Annotated in this window: 18 protein-coding genes; 8 read left to right on the top strand and 10 right to left on the bottom strand. The window is 50.7% G+C overall.

From position 1 onward, the window contains the following. The first annotated feature begins 4 nt into the window (after positions 1-4). On the top strand, positions 5-1,243 hold the full coding sequence (gene arsJ, locus AC8GE9_RS04130; RefSeq protein ID WP_506675847.1) for an organoarsenical effux MFS transporter ArsJ: 1,239 nt from the start codon (positions 5-7) through the stop codon (positions 1,241-1,243). Here arsJ and AC8GE9_RS04125 read toward each other — a convergent pair. Both AC8GE9_RS04125 and arsB read right to left on the bottom strand, forming a co-directional pair. Continuing rightward, positions 1,170-2,669, bottom strand: coding sequence for an ArnT family glycosyltransferase (locus AC8GE9_RS04125; protein ID WP_506675846.1), 1,500 nt, complete (start codon positions 2,667-2,669; stop codon positions 1,170-1,172). The genes arsJ and AC8GE9_RS04125 overlap by 74 nt on opposite strands. 124 nt (positions 2,670-2,793) lie before the next feature. Next, positions 2,794-3,801 carry an ACR3 family arsenite efflux transporter gene (gene arsB / locus AC8GE9_RS04120; RefSeq protein WP_506675845.1) on the bottom strand — a complete coding sequence of 336 codons (1,008 nt, stop codon included), beginning with the start codon at positions 3,799-3,801 and terminating at the stop codon, positions 2,794-2,796. A gap of 168 nt (positions 3,802-3,969) precedes the next feature. Here arsB and queE point away from each other — a divergent pair, with 168 nt between their 5' ends. Then, the gene (gene queE, locus AC8GE9_RS04115; protein WP_506675844.1) at positions 3,970-4,602 is read left to right on the top strand and encodes a 7-carboxy-7-deazaguanine synthase; all 633 of its coding nucleotides are present in this window, start codon (positions 3,970-3,972) and stop codon (positions 4,600-4,602) included. After that, positions 4,602-5,012 (top strand): 6-pyruvoyl trahydropterin synthase family protein, encoded by a 411-nt coding sequence (locus tag AC8GE9_RS04110; protein ID WP_506675843.1) that lies wholly within the window; start codon positions 4,602-4,604, stop codon positions 5,010-5,012. Before queE ends, AC8GE9_RS04110 begins: the two co-directional genes overlap by 1 nt. A gap of 2 nt (positions 5,013-5,014) precedes the next feature. On the opposite strand, the gene aspA is transcribed toward AC8GE9_RS04110, so the two are convergent. The 3 genes from aspA to AC8GE9_RS04095 form a co-directional block, all read right to left on the bottom strand. Then, on the bottom strand, positions 5,015-6,442 hold the full coding sequence (aspA, locus tag AC8GE9_RS04105) for an aspartate ammonia-lyase (protein WP_506675842.1): 1,428 nt from the start codon (positions 6,440-6,442) through the stop codon (positions 5,015-5,017). 69 nt (positions 6,443-6,511) lie between these two features. Next, positions 6,512-7,630: an alpha/beta fold hydrolase gene (locus AC8GE9_RS04100; protein ID WP_506675841.1), complete on the bottom strand. Its 1,119-nt coding sequence runs from the start codon at positions 7,628-7,630 to the stop codon at positions 6,512-6,514. A 1-nt stretch (position 7,631) separates the two neighbouring features. Beyond that, positions 7,632-8,597: a Bug family tripartite tricarboxylate transporter substrate binding protein gene (locus AC8GE9_RS04095; RefSeq protein WP_506675840.1), complete on the bottom strand. Its 966-nt coding sequence runs from the start codon at positions 8,595-8,597 to the stop codon at positions 7,632-7,634. Between the two features lie 172 nt (positions 8,598-8,769). Between AC8GE9_RS04095 and AC8GE9_RS04090 the strand changes: the two genes are divergently transcribed. From AC8GE9_RS04090 to AC8GE9_RS04080, 3 genes are all read left to right on the top strand, one after another. Beyond that, positions 8,770-9,744, top strand: coding sequence for an NAD(P)/FAD-dependent oxidoreductase (locus AC8GE9_RS04090; RefSeq protein ID WP_506675839.1), 975 nt, complete (start codon positions 8,770-8,772; stop codon positions 9,742-9,744). A 20-nt stretch (positions 9,745-9,764) separates the two neighbouring features. Next, positions 9,765-10,580 carry an ion transporter gene (locus AC8GE9_RS04085; protein WP_506675838.1) on the top strand — a complete coding sequence of 272 codons (816 nt, stop codon included), beginning with the start codon at positions 9,765-9,767 and terminating at the stop codon, positions 10,578-10,580. Between the two features lie 140 nt (positions 10,581-10,720). Beyond that, the gene (locus AC8GE9_RS04080; RefSeq protein ID WP_506675837.1) at positions 10,721-12,019 is read left to right on the top strand and encodes a hypothetical protein; all 1,299 of its coding nucleotides are present in this window, start codon (positions 10,721-10,723) and stop codon (positions 12,017-12,019) included. 38 nt (positions 12,020-12,057) lie between these two features. On the opposite strand, the gene AC8GE9_RS04075 is transcribed toward AC8GE9_RS04080, so the two are convergent. The 5 genes from AC8GE9_RS04075 to AC8GE9_RS04055 are packed head-to-tail and all read right to left on the bottom strand — an operon-like array spanning position 12,058 to position 15,954. Next, positions 12,058-12,270 (bottom strand): hypothetical protein, encoded by a 213-nt coding sequence (locus AC8GE9_RS04075; RefSeq protein WP_506675836.1) that lies wholly within the window; start codon positions 12,268-12,270, stop codon positions 12,058-12,060. A 14-nt stretch (positions 12,271-12,284) separates the two neighbouring features. After that, positions 12,285-13,913, bottom strand: coding sequence for a cyclic peptide export ABC transporter (locus tag AC8GE9_RS04070; protein ID WP_506675835.1), 1,629 nt, complete (start codon positions 13,911-13,913; stop codon positions 12,285-12,287). A gap of 39 nt (positions 13,914-13,952) precedes the next feature. Then, positions 13,953-14,687, bottom strand: a complete 735-nt coding sequence (locus AC8GE9_RS04065) for a YcjF family protein (RefSeq protein WP_506675834.1) — start codon at positions 14,685-14,687, stop codon at positions 13,953-13,955. An 11-nt stretch (positions 14,688-14,698) separates the two neighbouring features. Next, positions 14,699-15,457: a ParA family protein gene (locus tag AC8GE9_RS04060; RefSeq protein WP_506675833.1), complete on the bottom strand. Its 759-nt coding sequence runs from the start codon at positions 15,455-15,457 to the stop codon at positions 14,699-14,701. A gap of 2 nt (positions 15,458-15,459) precedes the next feature. Then, positions 15,460-15,954 (bottom strand): YcjF family protein, encoded by a 495-nt coding sequence (locus tag AC8GE9_RS04055; protein WP_506675832.1) that lies wholly within the window; start codon positions 15,952-15,954, stop codon positions 15,460-15,462. Positions 15,955-16,192: 238 nt separating this feature from the next. Between AC8GE9_RS04055 and AC8GE9_RS04050 the strand changes: the two genes are divergently transcribed. After that, complete coding sequence (locus AC8GE9_RS04050; RefSeq protein ID WP_506675831.1) at positions 16,193-16,438, top strand: MbtH family protein; 246 nt, start codon at positions 16,193-16,195, stop codon at positions 16,436-16,438. 66 nt (positions 16,439-16,504) lie between these two features. Next, entirely contained in the window at positions 16,505-17,317 is an 813-nt protein-coding gene (locus AC8GE9_RS04045) for a phytanoyl-CoA dioxygenase family protein (protein WP_506675830.1), read from the top strand. Positions 17,318-17,322 lie beyond the last annotated feature (5 nt).

Genomic DNA, 17,322 nt, shown 5'->3' with positions numbered 1-17,322 from the left:
CTCTATGTCCACACATGCCGCACGCAACTATGCCATCGTGACCTCCGCCTACTGGGGATTCACCCTCACCGATGGCGCGTTGCGCATGCTGATATTGCTCCACTTTTATCGACTGGGTTACTCCCCTTTCACCTTGGCCTTTCTGTTTTTGCTTTACGAAGCGGCGGGTGTGGTGGCAAACCTTGTTGGCGGTTGGCTGGCCACCCGCTTTGGTATCTCGCGCATGCTCATGGTGGGTCTGGTCACGCAGATATTGGGGTTTTTATTACTCTCCGCACTCTCGCCAGAATGGACCGCCGCGATGTCCGTGGCCTGGGTCGTCCTCGCCCAAGGCGTTTGCGGGGTCGCCAAGGACCTAACTAAAACCGCGAGTAAATCCGCGATCAAAATCACCGCCGGACAAGCCTCAGGACAGCTATTTAAATGGGTTGCGTGGTTTACCGGCAGTAAAAACGCGATGAAAGGGGTGGGCTTCTTTTTAGGCGGCCTTTTACTGGACCAGCTAGGTTTTCAAGGTGCGCTTTGGGCCATGGCAGGTTTACTAGGGTCGATTTTGGTGGGAGTCGTCTTTTCCTTACCCCCCATGATGGGCAAAAGCAAAGCCTCAAAATCCGCCAAAGAGCTCTTCGCTAAAAACAGCGCGATCAACCTCTTGGCAGCGGCGCGCGTCGTCCTCTTTGGTGCCCGAGATGTCTGGTTTGTGGTGGGTGTGCCCGTCTTTCTCTATGCCTCGGGCTGGACCTTTACGATGGTCGGTGGCTTTCTCGCCGCTTGGACGATCGGCTATGGTTTTGTTCAGGCAATCGCGCCCTCACTCGTGCGACGCAGCGATGACGGTCTGAGCAATGAGGTCCCCGCCGCCCGGCACTGGTCCGCGATCCTCGCCTTAGTCACCATCATCCTTTGCGTTCTCGTCTGGCTTGACGTGAGTCATCTCGAATGGGTCGTGGTTGTGGGTTTAGGCGTCTTTGGCTTTGCGTTCGCCGTCAATTCATCCGTCCACTCGTATTTAATCCTCGCCTATGCGGGCTCAGAAAAATCCGCCGAGGACGTTGGCTTTTATTATGCCGCCAACGCTCTGGGCCGTTTTATTGGTACCCTGCTCTCAGGATTGCTGTATCAGTGGGGCGGCCTGCTGTATGCGTTGTTGGGCTCCGCACTGATGCTGATCATTTGTTGGCTGGTGACGCTGGCGTTGCCGTTGGTAAAACCCCTGGCACCACAGCATGCGCGTCCTTCTTAAGGAACAGCGTAAAGTAGCCTTGCGCACTTAGTCGCTCTAGCCCCCCCATCAACGCCGGGGGCATACTACCCAGATCCGAGGTTTGGATCGCCACATACGCCGGCGCCTTGTCGAGTCGTTTGATCAAAGCTTCCGGCGTCTTTTCAAGCTGAGCTTTTCCCTGACTGTAAAAAGCAGCAGAAAACGGACGGTATCCCAGATAAATCAAGGGTAGTCCTTTAGGGTCTCTAAAGCGATAATCCTCGATCAAGGTCTTGGCGGCGAGATCATTGCTGCGCCCCGTAAAAGGCATACTGACATTAAAGCCGACCGCCAACACCATGGTGATCGTCAACCCCACTGCAAGATTGGTGCGAACGAGATTTTGTTTAGCACGGCTGGCAAGCCAGCCCCCCACTAATAAGGCCAGCGCGGGCATACCCGGCATAACATAGGGCCAAATAATATTACTCGCCATGGTGAAAAAGACTGCGGGCATGAAAGCCCACAAAAGCAAATAATTCCGCCAGGAGGCAGATGTTGCGTCTTGGGCGCAGGAGGCCACCTCGGCACGCGCACCACGCGTCTGCCAGGCCACAATCGGAAACAGAATCGTCCAGGGTAATACATCGGCCATCATGAACAACCAAATCGTGCCGTAGGGATACTTGTGTGCCGTACCGTAAAGATCGCCCCCCCAGCCCGGGCTCACAAAACGATGAAAATGCTCACCCACGATAAAGTAATTAAGAAAACCAGGTGAGCGCAACTCAGCGATGACATACCAAGGCAAAGCGATCGCAAGCGTCACCAGCACACCGCGAATCCAGGGTAAATCGCGCCAGATCGTGCGTAAGTTGCCAGAAACCAAGGCCCAGACTCCGCAAGGCAGACCCGTCAACACCACGCCCACCGGCCCCTTGGCGAGCAAAGCAATCCCCAGGCCTATAAAAAGCAGCCAGCGCTCCGATCCCCGCCGCGCGAGATCACCATGCAAGCCATTCCAGAAGCCCCGCATCGCCAACGTGGTTCCAACCACCAAGGCCATGTCCATCATTACCATGCCCGAAGCCAAAAAGAACATCACCGAGCCGAGCAGCAGCGCGATCGCATAAGTCGCGCCCGTCGAACCACTCCGGGGTCGCATTCCCCAGAGGATCCATAGCACGATCATCCCCGCCAGCCAATGCGGAAAACGGGCGGCGAATTCATTGATACCGAACAGCTTGAAGCTCAAGGCCGACATCCAGAACGCCAGAGGTGGCTTGCCCCAGAATGGCACATCGTAAGTAAACCAAGGGGTCACCCAATCATTGAGCTCCGCCATCAGACGCGAAATTTCACCATAGCGCGCTTCAGTCGTATCCATCAAAGGCGAAAAGCTCAGCAGCAACAACCGTACGAGAGCGGCAGCAAAAATAAACCAGAGTAAGTTTCGGTATGTCATAGCCAACGGAAAAGAAACGTCAAGTAAGACGTTGCCACACTCAGGTGCGGCGTTTAAGTGAATCAGATCATTTTAAGCGGATTGGCGCTCGCAAACGGATGACTTTCGAAGCGCGCTCAAATCATCAAGCCAGTCGACTTCGGTTAATTAGCCACACGAGTGATAGCATTACCGGCACCTCAACCAACACGCCCACGACCGTTGCCAAGGCTGCGCCCGAGTTCAAGCCAAACAAAGAAATCGCGACCGCAACGGCCAACTCAAAAAAATTAGAAGTCCCGATCAAGCAGGCTGGTCCGGCAATATTTTTAGGTAGTTTGAGCCAACGGGCACCCAGCCAGCTCAGCGCAAAAATGCCATAAGTCTGCAAAATCAAGGGGATAGCAATCATGCCAATCACAAGCGGGTGCGCCACGATCGTCTTGGCTTGAAAGCCAAATAACAGCACAACGGTCGCGATCAGACCCACAATCGACCAAGGCTTGAGCGCCGCCACAAAGCCCGCGACCGCTGTACGCGACTTGCGCATCAACAACTCGCGCGTCAGCACCCCTGCGATCAAGGGCAACACCACATACAACAGCGTCGAGAGCAACAAGGTTTCCCAGGGAACGGTCAAAGACGTGACACCCAGTAAAAACGCCGCAATCGGAGCAAACGCGAACACCATCACAAGGTCATTGACCGAGACCTGCACCAAGGTGTAACTCGCATCGCCTTTGACCAACTGACTCCAAACAAACACCATCGCGGTGCAGGGTGCTACACCCAGCAAGATCATGCCGGCGATGTACTCGCTCGCGGTCTGCGGATCCACCCAGGGTGCAAAGATGTACTCGAAAAACAAGACCCCGAGCGCGGCCATCGTAAAAGGCTTAATCAGCCAGTTGACCACCAAGGTTAACAACAGCCCGCGGGGCTTTTGACCGACTTGTTTGATCGACGACCAGTCGATCTGAATCATCATGGGATAAATCATGATCCAGATCAGGACCGCGACGACGAGGTTGACATGCGCAAACTCCAGCCCCGCAATCACGGTGAAAGCGTCCGGAACCCATAAACCGAGACCAACACCTGCCAAAATACCCAAACCGACCCAAACAGTCAAAAAACGCTCAAACAAGCCCAAAACATGACCTCTTAGCGACAGACATCTCGAAGGGAGGATGCCAACATAGGAACAGAGACTATACACATCGCAGATTACCTTAAATGCACTGTCTGTCCGATCGATTCAGCGACTATCGGCGCTGCGATTACAATGCCTGGATTGAGTTTTTTTTAAGTATTAAAATAGATGATCTATAGCGTCAAAGAAATTTTTTATACGCTGCAAGGCGAAGGACTGCGCGCCGGACGGCCTGCGGTTTTTTGTCGTTTCACCGGCTGTAATCTCTGGACCGGACGCGAAAAAGACCGTGCGAACGCAGTCTGCAAGTTTTGCGATACAGACTTTGTCGGCACAGACGGTACGCTTGGCGGTAAGTTTCAAGACGCACATGCGCTCGCCCAACAGATTGCCGCGCTCTGGCCTGTGGGCCACGCTCACCGCTATGTCGTGCTAACTGGAGGCGAGCCCCTCCTGCAAGTCGATCAGGATTTAATCGATGCGCTGCATACCCAAGGCTTTGAGATCGCCATCGAAACCAATGGCACACTAGAGGTTCCCAAAGGCATCGACTGGATTTGCGTGAGCCCAAAAGCCGGTGCCCCTTGGGTCCAGCGCGAAGGACATGAGCTCAAGCTGGTCTTTCCTCAACCCACACTCATGCCCGATGACTTGGGTCCCAGCCGCTTTGAATACTATCTGCTTCAGGCAATGGATGGTCCAGATCGGCTGGCCCACACACGCGCCGCGATTGCCTATTGCCAGAGCCATCCGTCCTGGCGCCTATCCGTGCAAACACACAAAGTTTTAGAGATTCGTTGATGAGCGCAACCCAGCCCCAAAACAACAACCCTAACGAAGACACCCCAAGGTACGAGCTCTCTCAGCGCTTTTATTTTGAAGCCGCACACACGCTACGCAGAACCATCGATACTGAAGGCAGTCTGCGCATACACGGACATACCTACGAGGCCGAGGTCACGGTCTCGGGCTATGCCGACCCCAAAACAGGCATGTTGGTAGATCTGGGCTACCTGCGACAACAAGTCGCACGCGTGAGAGAACTGCTAGATCATCGCTTTTTGGATGAGATTGAGCACCTCGGTCCGGCAACGCTTGAAAATCTCTGTGGCTTTATCAGAAATCAGTTAAAGCCCACCCTGCCACAACTGTCCTCTGTCATGGTCGAACGTAAAGCGAGTGGGGACCGTTGCGTATTGAGAGAAAAATAAACTCAGCGTAACGGCAATCTCGGCGTCGTCATCGACTCTGGTTTCAAAATATCATCGAGCTTTTCAGCGGTCAGCAACCCACGCTCCAACACAATATCGTAGACACGCTTACCTGTCAGGAGCGCTTCTTGCGCCACTTCGGTCGCATGCTGATAGCCGATATAGGGATTCAAGGCCGTGACCAAGACAATCGATCGATCAAACAACTCTTTAATCCTCGATTCATTGGCAGTGATCCCACGCACACACTTATGCTCAAGAGTATGAAATGCATTCGTTAAGTGTGTGACACTGCGAAACATCGAATACGCGATCACAGGCTCAAAGGCATTAAGTTGCAACTGACCCGCCTCGGCTGCAAAACTGATCGTGACATCGTTGCCGATCACCTCGTAGGCGACCTGATTCACCACCTCGGGGATGACAGGATTGACCTTACCCGGCATGATGCTCGAACCCGCCTGAACCGCCGGTAGATTAATTTCACCAATCCCCGCGCGTGGTCCGCTCGACAACAACCGCAGGTCATGACAGATCTTGGAGATCTTGACAGCAATACGCTTGAGTATCCCTGACATTTGTACAAAAGCGCCACAATCTTGCGTTGCCTCGATGAGATTGGGGGCCGTTTCAAGAGGCACTGACGTGATGCTCACCAAATGGTCTCTCACTTTTTGAGCATACGCCGGATGTGTATTAATACCGGTGCCGATCGCCGTGGCACCCAAATTGATTTCGCAAATCAGTGGCAAGGCCTCACGCAATCTCAACACGTCCTCGCCCAACATCACCGCATAGGTACGAAACTCTTGCCCCAATGTCATTGGGACGGCATCCTGTAATTGTGTACGACCGACCTTGATGATGTCTTTGAATTCCTCGGCCTTAAGCTCGAAGGCTTCTTGCAAACTCAACATTCGCGTGAGTAAACGTTGACAACCGCGATAGGTGGCGAGCTTGAGAGAAGTTGGATAGACATCATTAGTCGACTGACTCATATTGACGTCTTCATTAGGATGCAAAAACTCGTATTGTCCGCGCTGGTGTCCCAACAATTCCAAGGCGCGGTTGGCAATCACTTCGTTGGCGTTCATATTGGTCGACGTCCCTGCGCCGCCCTGAATCAAATCCACGACAAATTGCTCGTGAAGATTTCCCTGAAGGATTTCTTGGGAAGCCGCAACAATTGCCTCGCACTTCTTAGCGTCTAGCATCCCCAGTTCTTGATTCGTCAACGCTGCGGCGATTTTGATTTCAGCGAGTGCACGCACCAAATCCGGATAGTGCGAAATCGGCAACCCTGTAATCGGGAAATTTTCAATCGCGCGCAGCGTGTGCACACCATAATAGGCGTGAAAAGGCACCTCGCGATTGCCGAGCAAGTCATGCTCTGAGCGCGTATTGTCTGAAACAAGAGTGGTGATGCTCATGTGAGGGGCTCCACAAAGAGGGGCAACCGAACGACAGCGTTCGGTCGCATCGCTTATCCTACCTCAACATTACGTATTTCTCGTGACAAAATTCAGTAACAATTGACTGACTTTTTCTGGCTGTTCTTGTTGGACCCAGTGACCTGCGCCCTCTACCAGAAAGGTTCCTTGATAGCACGTGGTCAGAGAGCCCTCGACACGCTCAAGACCGCCCGGGGTTTGATAGACACCCCAATCCTGAAGTCCACCGATAAATATCGAGGGCACATCGATTGTTTTTCCTGCAAAGACAGCTAGATCCTTGTCGCCCGGATTCGCCCGGTAGCCTTGCAAACCACCCTGAAACCCGGTGCGCGCATACTCATCGACATAAAACTTCAACTCAGGCTCAGTGAGCCATGTGCATGCCACGATTTCCTGCGCCGAAGGCATCTCGGGCGCGACTGACTCAGCCATACCTTGATCCAGGTCCATGACGTAGTACCGTGGCAATTTTTCCCATTCACTGGCGGTCAAGCCCGTGAGACGCACAGGTTGATTAGGCGCCCAGTCCGCGCTCTTCATGTGATAGTAGGCGCGTAAAAAATCATGCAAGCCTTGTTTTGGATGCCAGATATTTTCATTGGCAGGCTCGGTCGCGTAATACCGCATGTAATATTTTCTGGGTGGATCGAGTCGCGTGAGATCTTCGTCGATCCGACTCGGCAAGACCGGCTTCACGACCTCGTTAGCGGTGTTAAACGGTAGCGCTACAGGACCGCCCCGAAAAGGCGAACTCATCATCACGACCGATCTAAAGACATCCGGACGCATCAAGGCGCACCAGCCCGCAAGAGGTGAGCCTTGATCATGGCCGATCACGGCCGCAACGCTGCGATAGCCCAACGCGGCCACAAGCGCCAACACATCATGCACTTTATTTAAAGTACTAAAAGGACGTAAATCATCGTGATAGGAGACACCCACTCCACCACTGCGCCCATAGCCACGGACATCAGGTGCGACAACGTGATAGCCCTGTTGAGCGAGCGGCAACATCACCTTTCTCCAGCTATAGGCAAGCTCGGGAAAGCCATGCAGCAGCACGATCAACGGACGACCGGGTACGTCAAACCCGGCCTCCAAGATGTGCAGAGTGATCCCATTGACCTCTTGAATCAGCCTAGAGCGGATACCATCGGGCAGCATCTTAATTTCGCTCTAGATTGATCGCATCGGCTGTTATCTTCCAAATCTCAAGTTGTGATTTGTTGAACGCTCCCATCGCTGCGGGCGAGGAGCTCTGTAATTCAAAGGCGATTTTAGCGAGTTGATCGCGCACATCTTTGCGTTCTGCAACTTCTTTCATTGCCTTGGCAACGCGATCCACGACCTCCTTAGGCAAACCTGCGGGACCGAACAAACCAGCCCAAGGAATAATGGTCATCCCCTTGATACCCAACTCATCGGCCGTCGGCACCTCAGGCACCAGAGGGCTTCGGCTAGGCAACAAGGCCATCAATACGCGCAGACGTCCTTCTTGCACCATTTGCAAGGCATTGCCAGGTGTCGCGAGCAGCACTTGAATACGACCCGCAATCAGATCGGCGGTCGCGGGGGCATCACCTTTGTAGGGGACATGCACCATATTGAGCTTGGATTCCTGCGCAAATTGCGCTGTCGTCAAAATACTCGTGCCATTACCACTGCCATAGTTGAGCTTGCCTGGATTGGCTTGGGCGTAGGCGATCAGCTCTTTCATCGACTTGGCGGGAACCTCCGCGTTCACAAACATGAAAAAACCAAATTTACCAACCATAGAAATCGGTGTGAACGCAGTCAGAGGATCATAAGGGGGGACTTTGCGCATGGTCGGTGCGCCATTCAAACCTGTTGTGGTTGCAAATAAAAGCGTGTAGCCGTCAGGTGCTGCATTCATCGCGGCCAAGCCCGCAATCGCGCCATCCGCGCCCGCCCGGTTATCGATAATGATGGTTTGACCCAAGCTTTCTGATAAGGCTCTCATCACGATACGCGCGGTCTGATCAGCAGCCCCCGCTGGCGGAAACGGCACGATCATACGAATAGGCTTGTTGGGATAGCCCTGCGCGAGCGCGCCAAAGCTCGTTCCCACAATACAGGCACCCAGCAACAACGACTTGAAAATGTTCTTCATTACTTATTCCTTTTTTTGAATCAGTGACACTAAGCTTGGCTAAGAGTAAACCGAGCCACCGAACGAGATCATCGGCATAAACCCTATGCCAAATCGTCGTTATGAGCTCTCGAAACTTATAAAATGACGCATCAAAGACCATTCTCCTCATCTCCACTCGGACCTCTTCGCCATGCAATCATCACGCTCTATCGCAATTATCGGCGCAGGCTTGGCTGGCCTGAGTTGCGCCCAAGCCTTGGAGGCGCAAGGATGCCGCGTCCAAGTTTTTGAAAAAAGCCGCGGTGTGGGTGGCCGAATGAGCACGCGTCAGTTCGAGACCTGGGCCTGTGATCACGGCGCTCAATATTTCACAGCCCGCGATCCTGCCTTTAAAAATCAAGTCGACCTCTGGCAAAAAACAGGTGCCGCGTCTCTTTGGGAAGCCCAAATCACTAGTTTTGACGCCGAGGGCTGGCAAGCAATCACTGCCTCAAAGGGGCGCTTTGTGGGTACGCCCTCAATGACGGCGCCCGCCAAACAATTAGCACAAGACTTAACGATCCAATTTTCCACCACCATCGATCAACTGATTCGTGACGGCGAAAAATGGACATTGCGCTCAAAAGAACACGGCCAACTTGAACCGCGCTTTGACGCCATCGTTCTGGCGATTCCCTCCAAACAGGCTGAGCCGCTGGTTCAGCCCCACTCCGCTACACTCTTAGCGCGTTGTCGGGACGCCGTCATGGCGCCCTGTTGGACCTTGATGATTTACGCGACTGCAAGACTGCCTTTCGATTTTGACGCGGCTTTCATCAATCAAGGCATGTTCAGCTGGATCGCCAGGAGCTCAAGCAAACCTCACCGAGTATCTGGCGAAGCCTGGGTTGCCCACGCGACGACTGACTGGAGCGACGCTCACGCAAACCTGACCAAAGACGAAGCTGCGCAGCTATTAAGTGCAGGCTTTGAGACATTGACGGGCTATCGACCACAAACATACCAAACGCATCTCTGGCGTTTTGCCAGACTTGACCATGCCTCGCATCATGGACAGCTATTTGATCCTGACCTGCAGTTGGGCTTGTGTGGCGACTGGACGAGCACTGAAAAAGTCGAAGGCGCCTGGCTCAGCGGCCAAGCCATCGCCCGCGATATCGCTTAATACTTGGACGCTTCTTCACAATGAATCTTTCACAAAAGACACTCAAAGATCAGATGTACACACTGATCTTTACTAACGAAACAGAGGCTGGACGCCTGTTTGACAAAACACTTATCGCACTCATTTTGTTCTCACTGGTTGTGGTGATTCTAGACAGTGTCCAGCACATCACGCGTGACTACCATGCCTTTTTGTTTGCGCTGGAATGGATTTTCACCATATTGTTCAGTGTGGAGTATGCCGCCCGCCTGTATTGCGCCAAAAACCGTAGAAAATACGCGACCAGTTTTTTTGGTGTGATTGACTTGCTTGCGGTGTTACCCACCTACCTCGCGCTGTTTTTTCCAGAGTTGCATGCGCTCATTGATGTACGCGTGTTGCGACTGATCCGGATATTCCGTGTCTTTAAGCTCACTGCATATATGCAAGAGTACGCCCATCTCGCGAGCGCTCTTAATGCCAGCCGCAAAAAAATTCTTGTTTTTCTCTCGTTTGTCTTGATGATCGTACTGGTCATGGGTACCCTGATGTATGTGGTCGAAGGTCCTCAACACGGCTTCACAAGCATTCCCATTGCCACGTATTGGGCGATCACCACCATGACCACGGTCGGCTTTGGCGACATCACACCACAAACCGATGTCGGCAAACTCATTGCTTCAGTCATGATGCTAATGGGTTGGGGAACCTTGGCCGTACCGACAGGCATTGTCACGGCCGAAATGTCACGCTCACGGGGGCATCGTCCTCAGAACCAGACCTCTTGTCCTAAATGCGAGACCGACCGCCTAGACAAACAAGATCGTTTTTGCAGAGACTGTGGCGCCCAGCTTTAGAAGGTCTGCGCAAAATTTCGGCAAAACCTCTCAATTACTGTCATTTGAGCGTGAGATTAGTCAGTATTTCAGATCTTCTGGGCGATTTGCAGCAAAATAATCGCCATCCCTAAACGTATTACCCCCTCGAGAATCTCAACATGTTAAAAAAATTAGTGTTGGCGCCTATTGCTGCAGCCATCGCATTATCTGGATGTGCCCCTACCGGATCCTCTTCATTCAGAGATATGTCCGCCGCATATCGAGACGTCTTAGAAGACTACGCGAACGATAACGTGTTACTGAATATCATTCGCGCTTCAAAACACATGCCTCTCAGCTTTCTTGATATGCCCTCCGTGATTGGCACAGGAAGTGTTGGCGTCACTGCGGGTTTAACCTCAACGGTCGCTAGCAGAGCTCCTAACGCTGTTACCGGCTTTTTCTCGGCCGCTGCCACCTCGGGATCTACCTACGGACCAAGTGTCGGCCTCTCCGTCAACAGCGGCTTTAACTTTACGCAATCATCCCTCGATAACGCACAGTTCATGACCTCGTTTTTGGGCGATATACGACCTGACGTTATCGCTAACTTGACTAACAATCAAACCCGGCCCCGTTCAGTTCTGTATTCACTCGTCATTGACTACATTGAGCTGCGTAGCGATAAAAATGTAGTGCTTTCAACCTACATCAATAATCCAAACTTGCCAGGTTTTGCTGACTTTCAATCCGCGCTCTATACCCTCATCCAGGCAGGCCTCAGCACCGAAATCGTTGTGGCAAAACAAAACGTCTCCGCCCCTATGAGTGCCGAGGAACTCAATCGTAACCTCGTCGCGGTCGTAGCCTCACAGTCCCAGCCCGGAACCATGGTGGAACAGGTTAAAGTTGGTGGCGTGACAAAATATCAAGTTGTCCGAAGCATGCCTGTGACACGGATGTGCCTGAACAAGCAGGCCGAAATCGAAACGCTCGGCCAAGCCTTTGCAGAGTCTGCATTTTGTAACTCACAGTCGACAGGTGTGACGCCAGCAAAACCTTTACTCCCCAACACCGCTGCGGATCTGGTTAAAAAAGGCGTCAACAAGGATACTCAACTTGTCATCAAACTCAGATCCACACGCAACGTCTTTGATTTTCTTGGCACGCTTGTGAACATGCAAAATATGGACCCACCACGCCAGATTAAAGTCATGAGCTCGGATGCAATTGCCATCAATAATGAGCTTTTATTCAAACGTGACTATTCCTCAGCGATCCCTCTCATCGTGGTGGAAAAAGGGAGTGCTAGCTCTTCAAACGCCTTGACTTCGGTCAAGTATCAAGGAGAAAAGTTCACCGTGCCTGCTACGTCAAATAGCTACTCACGGGAAGTATTAAATATCGTGTCTCAGCTCTTGACGCTCAACAAAGTGCCAGGATCGATTCCTGCTTCACCTGCTGTGCTGATCAAGTAGGAGGATTTGTGTGATTGGCTGGAGATGCTTCGCTTAATTTAGACAAGGGTCTCCAGCTTTTTAAGCCCCTTGTTAAATGAAAAGAAAGGTCTCTCACGATCACTTAAAAACAGCACAAGAAAAATAGAAATCACCGGAGATATGGCCAGCGATAGCAAGGTCACTCCCCAAAAGCCTAGACGACTATTGCGCCCTACAATACCAACCAAAATAGCTAGGCCAACGTAAAGAATTGCGGGATATATCATCATTTTTTTCTCTCTTTTTATAGGGGCCGACCATTGGACATCAGTAAAACATGGTCTGCGCGGTCATAATAATGATCATCGTGCGTAATAGCGATGATTGTTTTACCCATCTCTCGTAATTTTGGAATGATGTTCACATAAAACTCGTGTCTAAACTCAGGATCTTGATCCGCCGCCCACTCATCCAAAATGACAAAAGGACGATCCTCAAGGAGCGCTACGATCAAAGCCAAACGCTTGCGCTGGCCTGTCGAAAACTGCAAAGAAGTAAATTGACCGTTGTGAATACTGACCTTACCTTCCATTTGAAAAAGACGCAACAGTTCTTGTATACGGGCATGATCTTCAACCGGCAAGCCATACAAGGTTTTAAACAGATGGAAGTCACTAAAAACAACTGAAAAATTGTCCCGATAAGCGCCCGATGTGGGTTCTGCAATCGGTAAACCATTGACTAAAATCCGACCTTCGCTCGGTTGATACAAACCAATCAGCAACCTCATCAAAGTGGTTTTACCGGAACCATTATTGCCTCGAATGAAATAAACCTTGCCTGCCTCGAAGTGATAGTCAATGGGCCCCAATACAAAAGCACTCTTCCGTTTGTCATCAGAGGCATGTTGATAGGTGACCTTTTCCAAAGTGATCGAATGCACCACATCAAAGACTTCTTTGCGAGAAACAGGGGTGTCTTGCGCACTCTCATCCAACCTTCTGGCTAAGGCCTGAAGTGCACGTGCGGCCACATTGGCTTGTGAAAGATTGGGGACGCTCGTAATGATGCCGGACAGAGAGCCTGCCAAAAACAGCGCAGTCGTTGCCGCTGTCGTCACGTGTATCGAAAATTCCGCTGATAAAACCGGAACCACAAACACCATAATGCCAACAATCACATACAAAAAAACCTGCAGATTATTGAAGTAATTGGTGATGGCAACAATAAGCTTGCCCTTTTCTTCGTTCACATTTTTTGAAACTTTCACCATATTGCGCGTGATGTCATACGCGCGCTCGGAATTCATTTTGATTTCTTTGTAGCCATTCAAAAAATCAGCATAAATCGCATTGGCGCCTGTTTCACTCACAGAAACCTTTTCGAGTTGGCCAGTGACTTTAAAAAGCTCGAGAACGCCAACCGACAAAATTAAAAGGGCCGCAATTGAAATGATGATGAATGCGGTAAAGGAAACCGTCGCCATGTAAAGCGTCAAAAATAGAAGCGTAGCGATCGCTTGGCACGCCGTGACCGTCACACCCACGGCGAGCGATACGGCTTGCGTGTCGCGGGCCAGCACTTCTAACACATAGTTTCGGCCGATCTCATCGATCTTGCCAAGATTTGATTTAAAAACATCGCTCATGATTTTGATCTTGAAGCGATAAATCAAGGTTTGCGCGCTTCGGATGTTTTCGTCGTTCGAACGACGCGTCACAATCAACAACAATATAAGTAACGCTGCGAAAGCAAAAAATTGCCACGTCACCGATATACCCGCGGAGACGTCACTTGCAGACATATTGATCAAACCAATCAACGCCGTGTTGGTAATACCGACAAAAATAGACAACCACACCATGCGTTTTAATTCGCGCGGGCTCTCTCGACTCAGAAATTCAAATAAATCGGATTTCAGCAAACTACGCATATAAGGATCACACCACGTTCAATAGGTTGAGAAGCTATATTATGCGGGTACAGCACTTTTCTTGCTAAAGAACATTTTTTTTCCTTTTTTATATTGTTCCGTCGCATAGTCTTGCATCTGCTCATTTTTAAAGTTTGACAGATTGCCTTTGGACTCGAAATGCCTCACAAAGGACGCTCCGATTGCATAGGTTGAGCCATAAGAAAGCGCTGGCTCAACGGTTAAGTTAAATATTTGTCCTGCGATGGGAATATTTTTCATCAATACGCGCGTCAAGCCTGTCGCGATCGCAGAGGTAGCCGTACCGCCGATCAAGCCAGCCGCAACCGCAATCGCGACTTTTTGTTCGAACGGCACTTCGTAATGCTTGCAAAGTAATTGGATGAGTTTGATCTGTGCACCTGACATTGCCAGGGCATCCAAAATAGGAACAGGCGTCAGCCCTGCAACCACTGCCCATTGCGACCAGGTTTTAACAATCGCCATGGCTTCACGGTGTCGCTCGCTAGTTAAGACGTCAGCCTCCCGTGTTGGCTCGACCTTTGCCGCCACGCTGGGTGCATCAGTTTTCAACTGATCGGCAAATAAAGCCTCAGTTTCTTTATTTGTCCGTCGCACACGCTTTTTTACTTCAGGCGACTGCGTCGGCAAACTCTTTGCCTCTAAGGCTGGTAGCGCAGCAGTTTTCTCAACGTTTTTGACCTTCTCTGCTTTCGCTGCTTTCGATGATTTCAAGGGATTTGAACCAATGGTTGTCGTGCGCTTGGTAGCCATACATAACCTTTTTACTTTATAAGTGAAAGGACTTCTCGCGCCAATGAGCGGTAATCCTCTGACGCACCGGATTTGGGACTGTATTGAAAAATGCTTTTATTGAAGGAAGGCGCCTCAGCGAGACGAATATTTTCTCTAATGTGTGTTTTTAAAAGCTTTTTACCAAAACTCTCCGTTAACGCTTGGACAACGTCTTGAGAATGTAACGTTCTCAAATTGACACGACAAGCCACCAAGCCAAGTAATTTGAGCTTAGGATTCAAGTTTTCACGCACATCATCGACGGTTTGCATCAATTGCGCGACACCAGATAGAGACAAAACCTGAGTCGTGACAGGAACTAACAACTGATGCGCAACCGTCAGGGCATTCAGGGTCAAGAGTCCTAACGTTGGAGGCGTGTCCAAAATGACAATATCCCACTGCTGCTTTTGCAGCATTGCCAAGCGTTTCTTTAAATGCGTTTCTGGCTCATCGGCTTTAGCAAGCACCCGCTCGAGTTTCGACAAGGCCCCAGACCCCGCTATCAGGGAAACGCCCTGAACGCTTGAGTCGTGGATCAAGGTATCGAGCGTGCAGTCAGTCGTCAGTAATTCAAAACTACCTTCGCTCGGCGTTCCAATACCTAACCATTCGGTTGAGTTGCCTTGTGGGTCAAGATCAATGAGTAAAACGCGTCTACCCTCAAGAGCCAGACCAGCGGCCAAATTAACCGAGGTGGTGGTTTTGGCACAACCACCTTTCAAATTAGAAATCGCGATTATTTGCATGATTAACGTCTAAACTCAGCTCTTTTAAATTCTCTTCTAAACTCATCCATCAAATTTGCTTCGCGGAATTTCAAGAACGTTCCACCCTGTTCGAAATGCCTCACAAAAACCTGACCGATCACTTTAGTGGCAGTTGCCCCCATTGTCGACATCGCAATAGAACCAATCACTGTACCCGCCCCCGGAAAAATCTTGGCAGTCGCGCCAATAGCTGTTTTAGTCAGACCCAAGGGCACTAAAGAACCCAGCAACACCGAAACTACCGAAGAGGCGCGCTGTTTTTCAACTTTTTCGCCATAAAGGGCAGACAAATTCATGAGTAATTTGGTTTGAACTGCGGCTAGGACGGCCGCATCTAAAAAAGGGATGGGAATCAATCCGACAGCCAAGCTCCAGCGCGATGCAATCTCTACCAAGCGATTCGCTTCTTGTAGCCGCATGAGTTGCAACTGACTTGGAAAAACCTCGATGGCCTGGACGTCAATCGTAATGGTCATTATTGATCCTGAAAACAGACTTACCCGTATTGTCACCTCGCATCTTCGATAACCCTCACAATCCCTCTCATTTCCTCGCAATCTGACCATCAACATGACGGGGTGCAGGTGCTCAGCGTGCGAGGATTCAAGAGCTTCATTTGTTTTTAAATCAGTAACTTGGTCAATAATAGCCCCCTGATGCGAAAACTTAGCTCACGCGCTGATCGCCCATTTATGACCCATTGGAATAATCGATATGTCGACCCAGGAAACTACCCCCATTAATGCTTACACCATTGACGGAGATCTGTTTAAAGTGATCAAAAACTCCGAGGGTCAGTATTCACTTTGGCCTGAGCAAAAAACAACGCCAGACGGTTGGGTAGAGACGGGCTTTAGCGGCTCAAAAACGGAAGCCTCGGCGTATGTCGATCGCGAATGGACAGACATGCGTCCCCTCAGTCTTCAGCGCGCAATGGCTCCAAAGCAGACTCATGATTAAAAATACTTTAACGACACCAATAGCCAGTGCCGACTTTAACGCTTGTAAACGATGGATCACTCGATCATGAAACTCACAGCGCATGAAATTACCGCTTACAAGCGCGATGGGTATTTAGTTCAAGATCAGGCGCTCAGTGAAGAGGCCACTGATCTGCTGTTGGCGCGGACCATGTCTTTTCAGGCTCAAACTTACCCTGGTCACGTTTTAGAAAAAGATGGCAAAACCTATCGTGCCTTTCATGGATGCCACCTCTACGATGATGCCTACAAAGAACTGATTCGTGCACCGCAGTTTTTAGGACCCGCACAACAACTCCTCGATGATCATGTGTACATTCATCAACTGAAAGTGAATGTTAAACAAGCCTTCTCGGGTGAAATGTGGCCCTGGCATCAAGACTATATCTATTGGCGTAACGAAGACAATATTCCCACTTCCAATATCGCTAGCGTAATGATTTTTTTAGACGATATTGATCAGTTTAATGGCCCGCTCTTCTTCATACCTGGCTCCCATGAAATTGGCTGCGTTGATACACCCAAGGCTGAGGATGCCCCCGAAGGTTGGGAAGGAAACGTCAGCGCTGCGCTTACCTATCAAATCGATGGTCCTTTAGTGACTAGGCTGGTGGCATCTGGGGGTTTGTTTTCCGCGACAGGAAAAAAAGGGACAGCAGTCTGGTTCCATGGCAACTTGGTGCATGCATCACCGCCCAATATTTCGCCCCACAATCGTCGTATCGCAATACTCACCTACAACGCCGTGAGCAACATTGCGCTGAATCCCCCCAAAAAACTTCGTCCAGAGTTTCTGAACGGATCCGACTATCAGCCACTAAGAGCTCGAGAGTCCGCGCAACTGATCGCATCTAATTGAAATCG

The organism is Zwartia lucis, from assembly GCF_965234455.1.
Taxonomy (GTDB): domain Bacteria; phylum Pseudomonadota; class Gammaproteobacteria; order Burkholderiales; family Burkholderiaceae_B; genus Zwartia; species Zwartia lucis.
This window is presented reverse-complemented; position numbering and strand designations above follow the sequence as displayed.

Coding starts and splice junctions, on each gene's coding strand:
- arsJ (WP_506675847.1), top strand. CDS start 5: ATGTCCACACATGCCGCACGCAACTATGCCATCGTGACCTCCGCCTAC.
- AC8GE9_RS04125 (WP_506675846.1), bottom strand. CDS start 2,669: ATGACATACCGAAACTTACTCTGGTTTATTTTTGCTGCCGCTCTCGTA.
- queE (WP_506675844.1), top strand. CDS start 3,970: ATGATCTATAGCGTCAAAGAAATTTTTTATACGCTGCAAGGCGAAGGA.
- AC8GE9_RS04110 (WP_506675843.1), top strand. CDS start 4,602: ATGAGCGCAACCCAGCCCCAAAACAACAACCCTAACGAAGACACCCCA.
- aspA (WP_506675842.1), bottom strand. CDS start 6,442: ATGAGCATCACCACTCTTGTTTCAGACAATACGCGCTCAGAGCATGAC.
- AC8GE9_RS04100 (WP_506675841.1), bottom strand. CDS start 7,630: ATGCTGCCCGATGGTATCCGCTCTAGGCTGATTCAAGAGGTCAATGGG.
- AC8GE9_RS04095 (WP_506675840.1), bottom strand. CDS start 8,597: ATGAAGAACATTTTCAAGTCGTTGTTGCTGGGTGCCTGTATTGTGGGA.
- AC8GE9_RS04090 (WP_506675839.1), top strand. CDS start 8,770: ATGCAATCATCACGCTCTATCGCAATTATCGGCGCAGGCTTGGCTGGC.
- AC8GE9_RS04085 (WP_506675838.1), top strand. CDS start 9,765: ATGAATCTTTCACAAAAGACACTCAAAGATCAGATGTACACACTGATC.
- AC8GE9_RS04080 (WP_506675837.1), top strand. CDS start 10,721: ATGTTAAAAAAATTAGTGTTGGCGCCTATTGCTGCAGCCATCGCATTA.
- AC8GE9_RS04075 (WP_506675836.1), bottom strand. CDS start 12,270: ATGATGATATATCCCGCAATTCTTTACGTTGGCCTAGCTATTTTGGTT.
- AC8GE9_RS04070 (WP_506675835.1), bottom strand. CDS start 13,913: ATGCGTAGTTTGCTGAAATCCGATTTATTTGAATTTCTGAGTCGAGAG.
- AC8GE9_RS04065 (WP_506675834.1), bottom strand. CDS start 14,687: ATGGCTACCAAGCGCACGACAACCATTGGTTCAAATCCCTTGAAATCA.
- AC8GE9_RS04060 (WP_506675833.1), bottom strand. CDS start 15,457: ATGCAAATAATCGCGATTTCTAATTTGAAAGGTGGTTGTGCCAAAACC.
- AC8GE9_RS04055 (WP_506675832.1), bottom strand. CDS start 15,954: ATGACCATTACGATTGACGTCCAGGCCATCGAGGTTTTTCCAAGTCAG.
- AC8GE9_RS04050 (WP_506675831.1), top strand. CDS start 16,193: ATGTCGACCCAGGAAACTACCCCCATTAATGCTTACACCATTGACGGA.
- AC8GE9_RS04045 (WP_506675830.1), top strand. CDS start 16,505: ATGAAACTCACAGCGCATGAAATTACCGCTTACAAGCGCGATGGGTAT.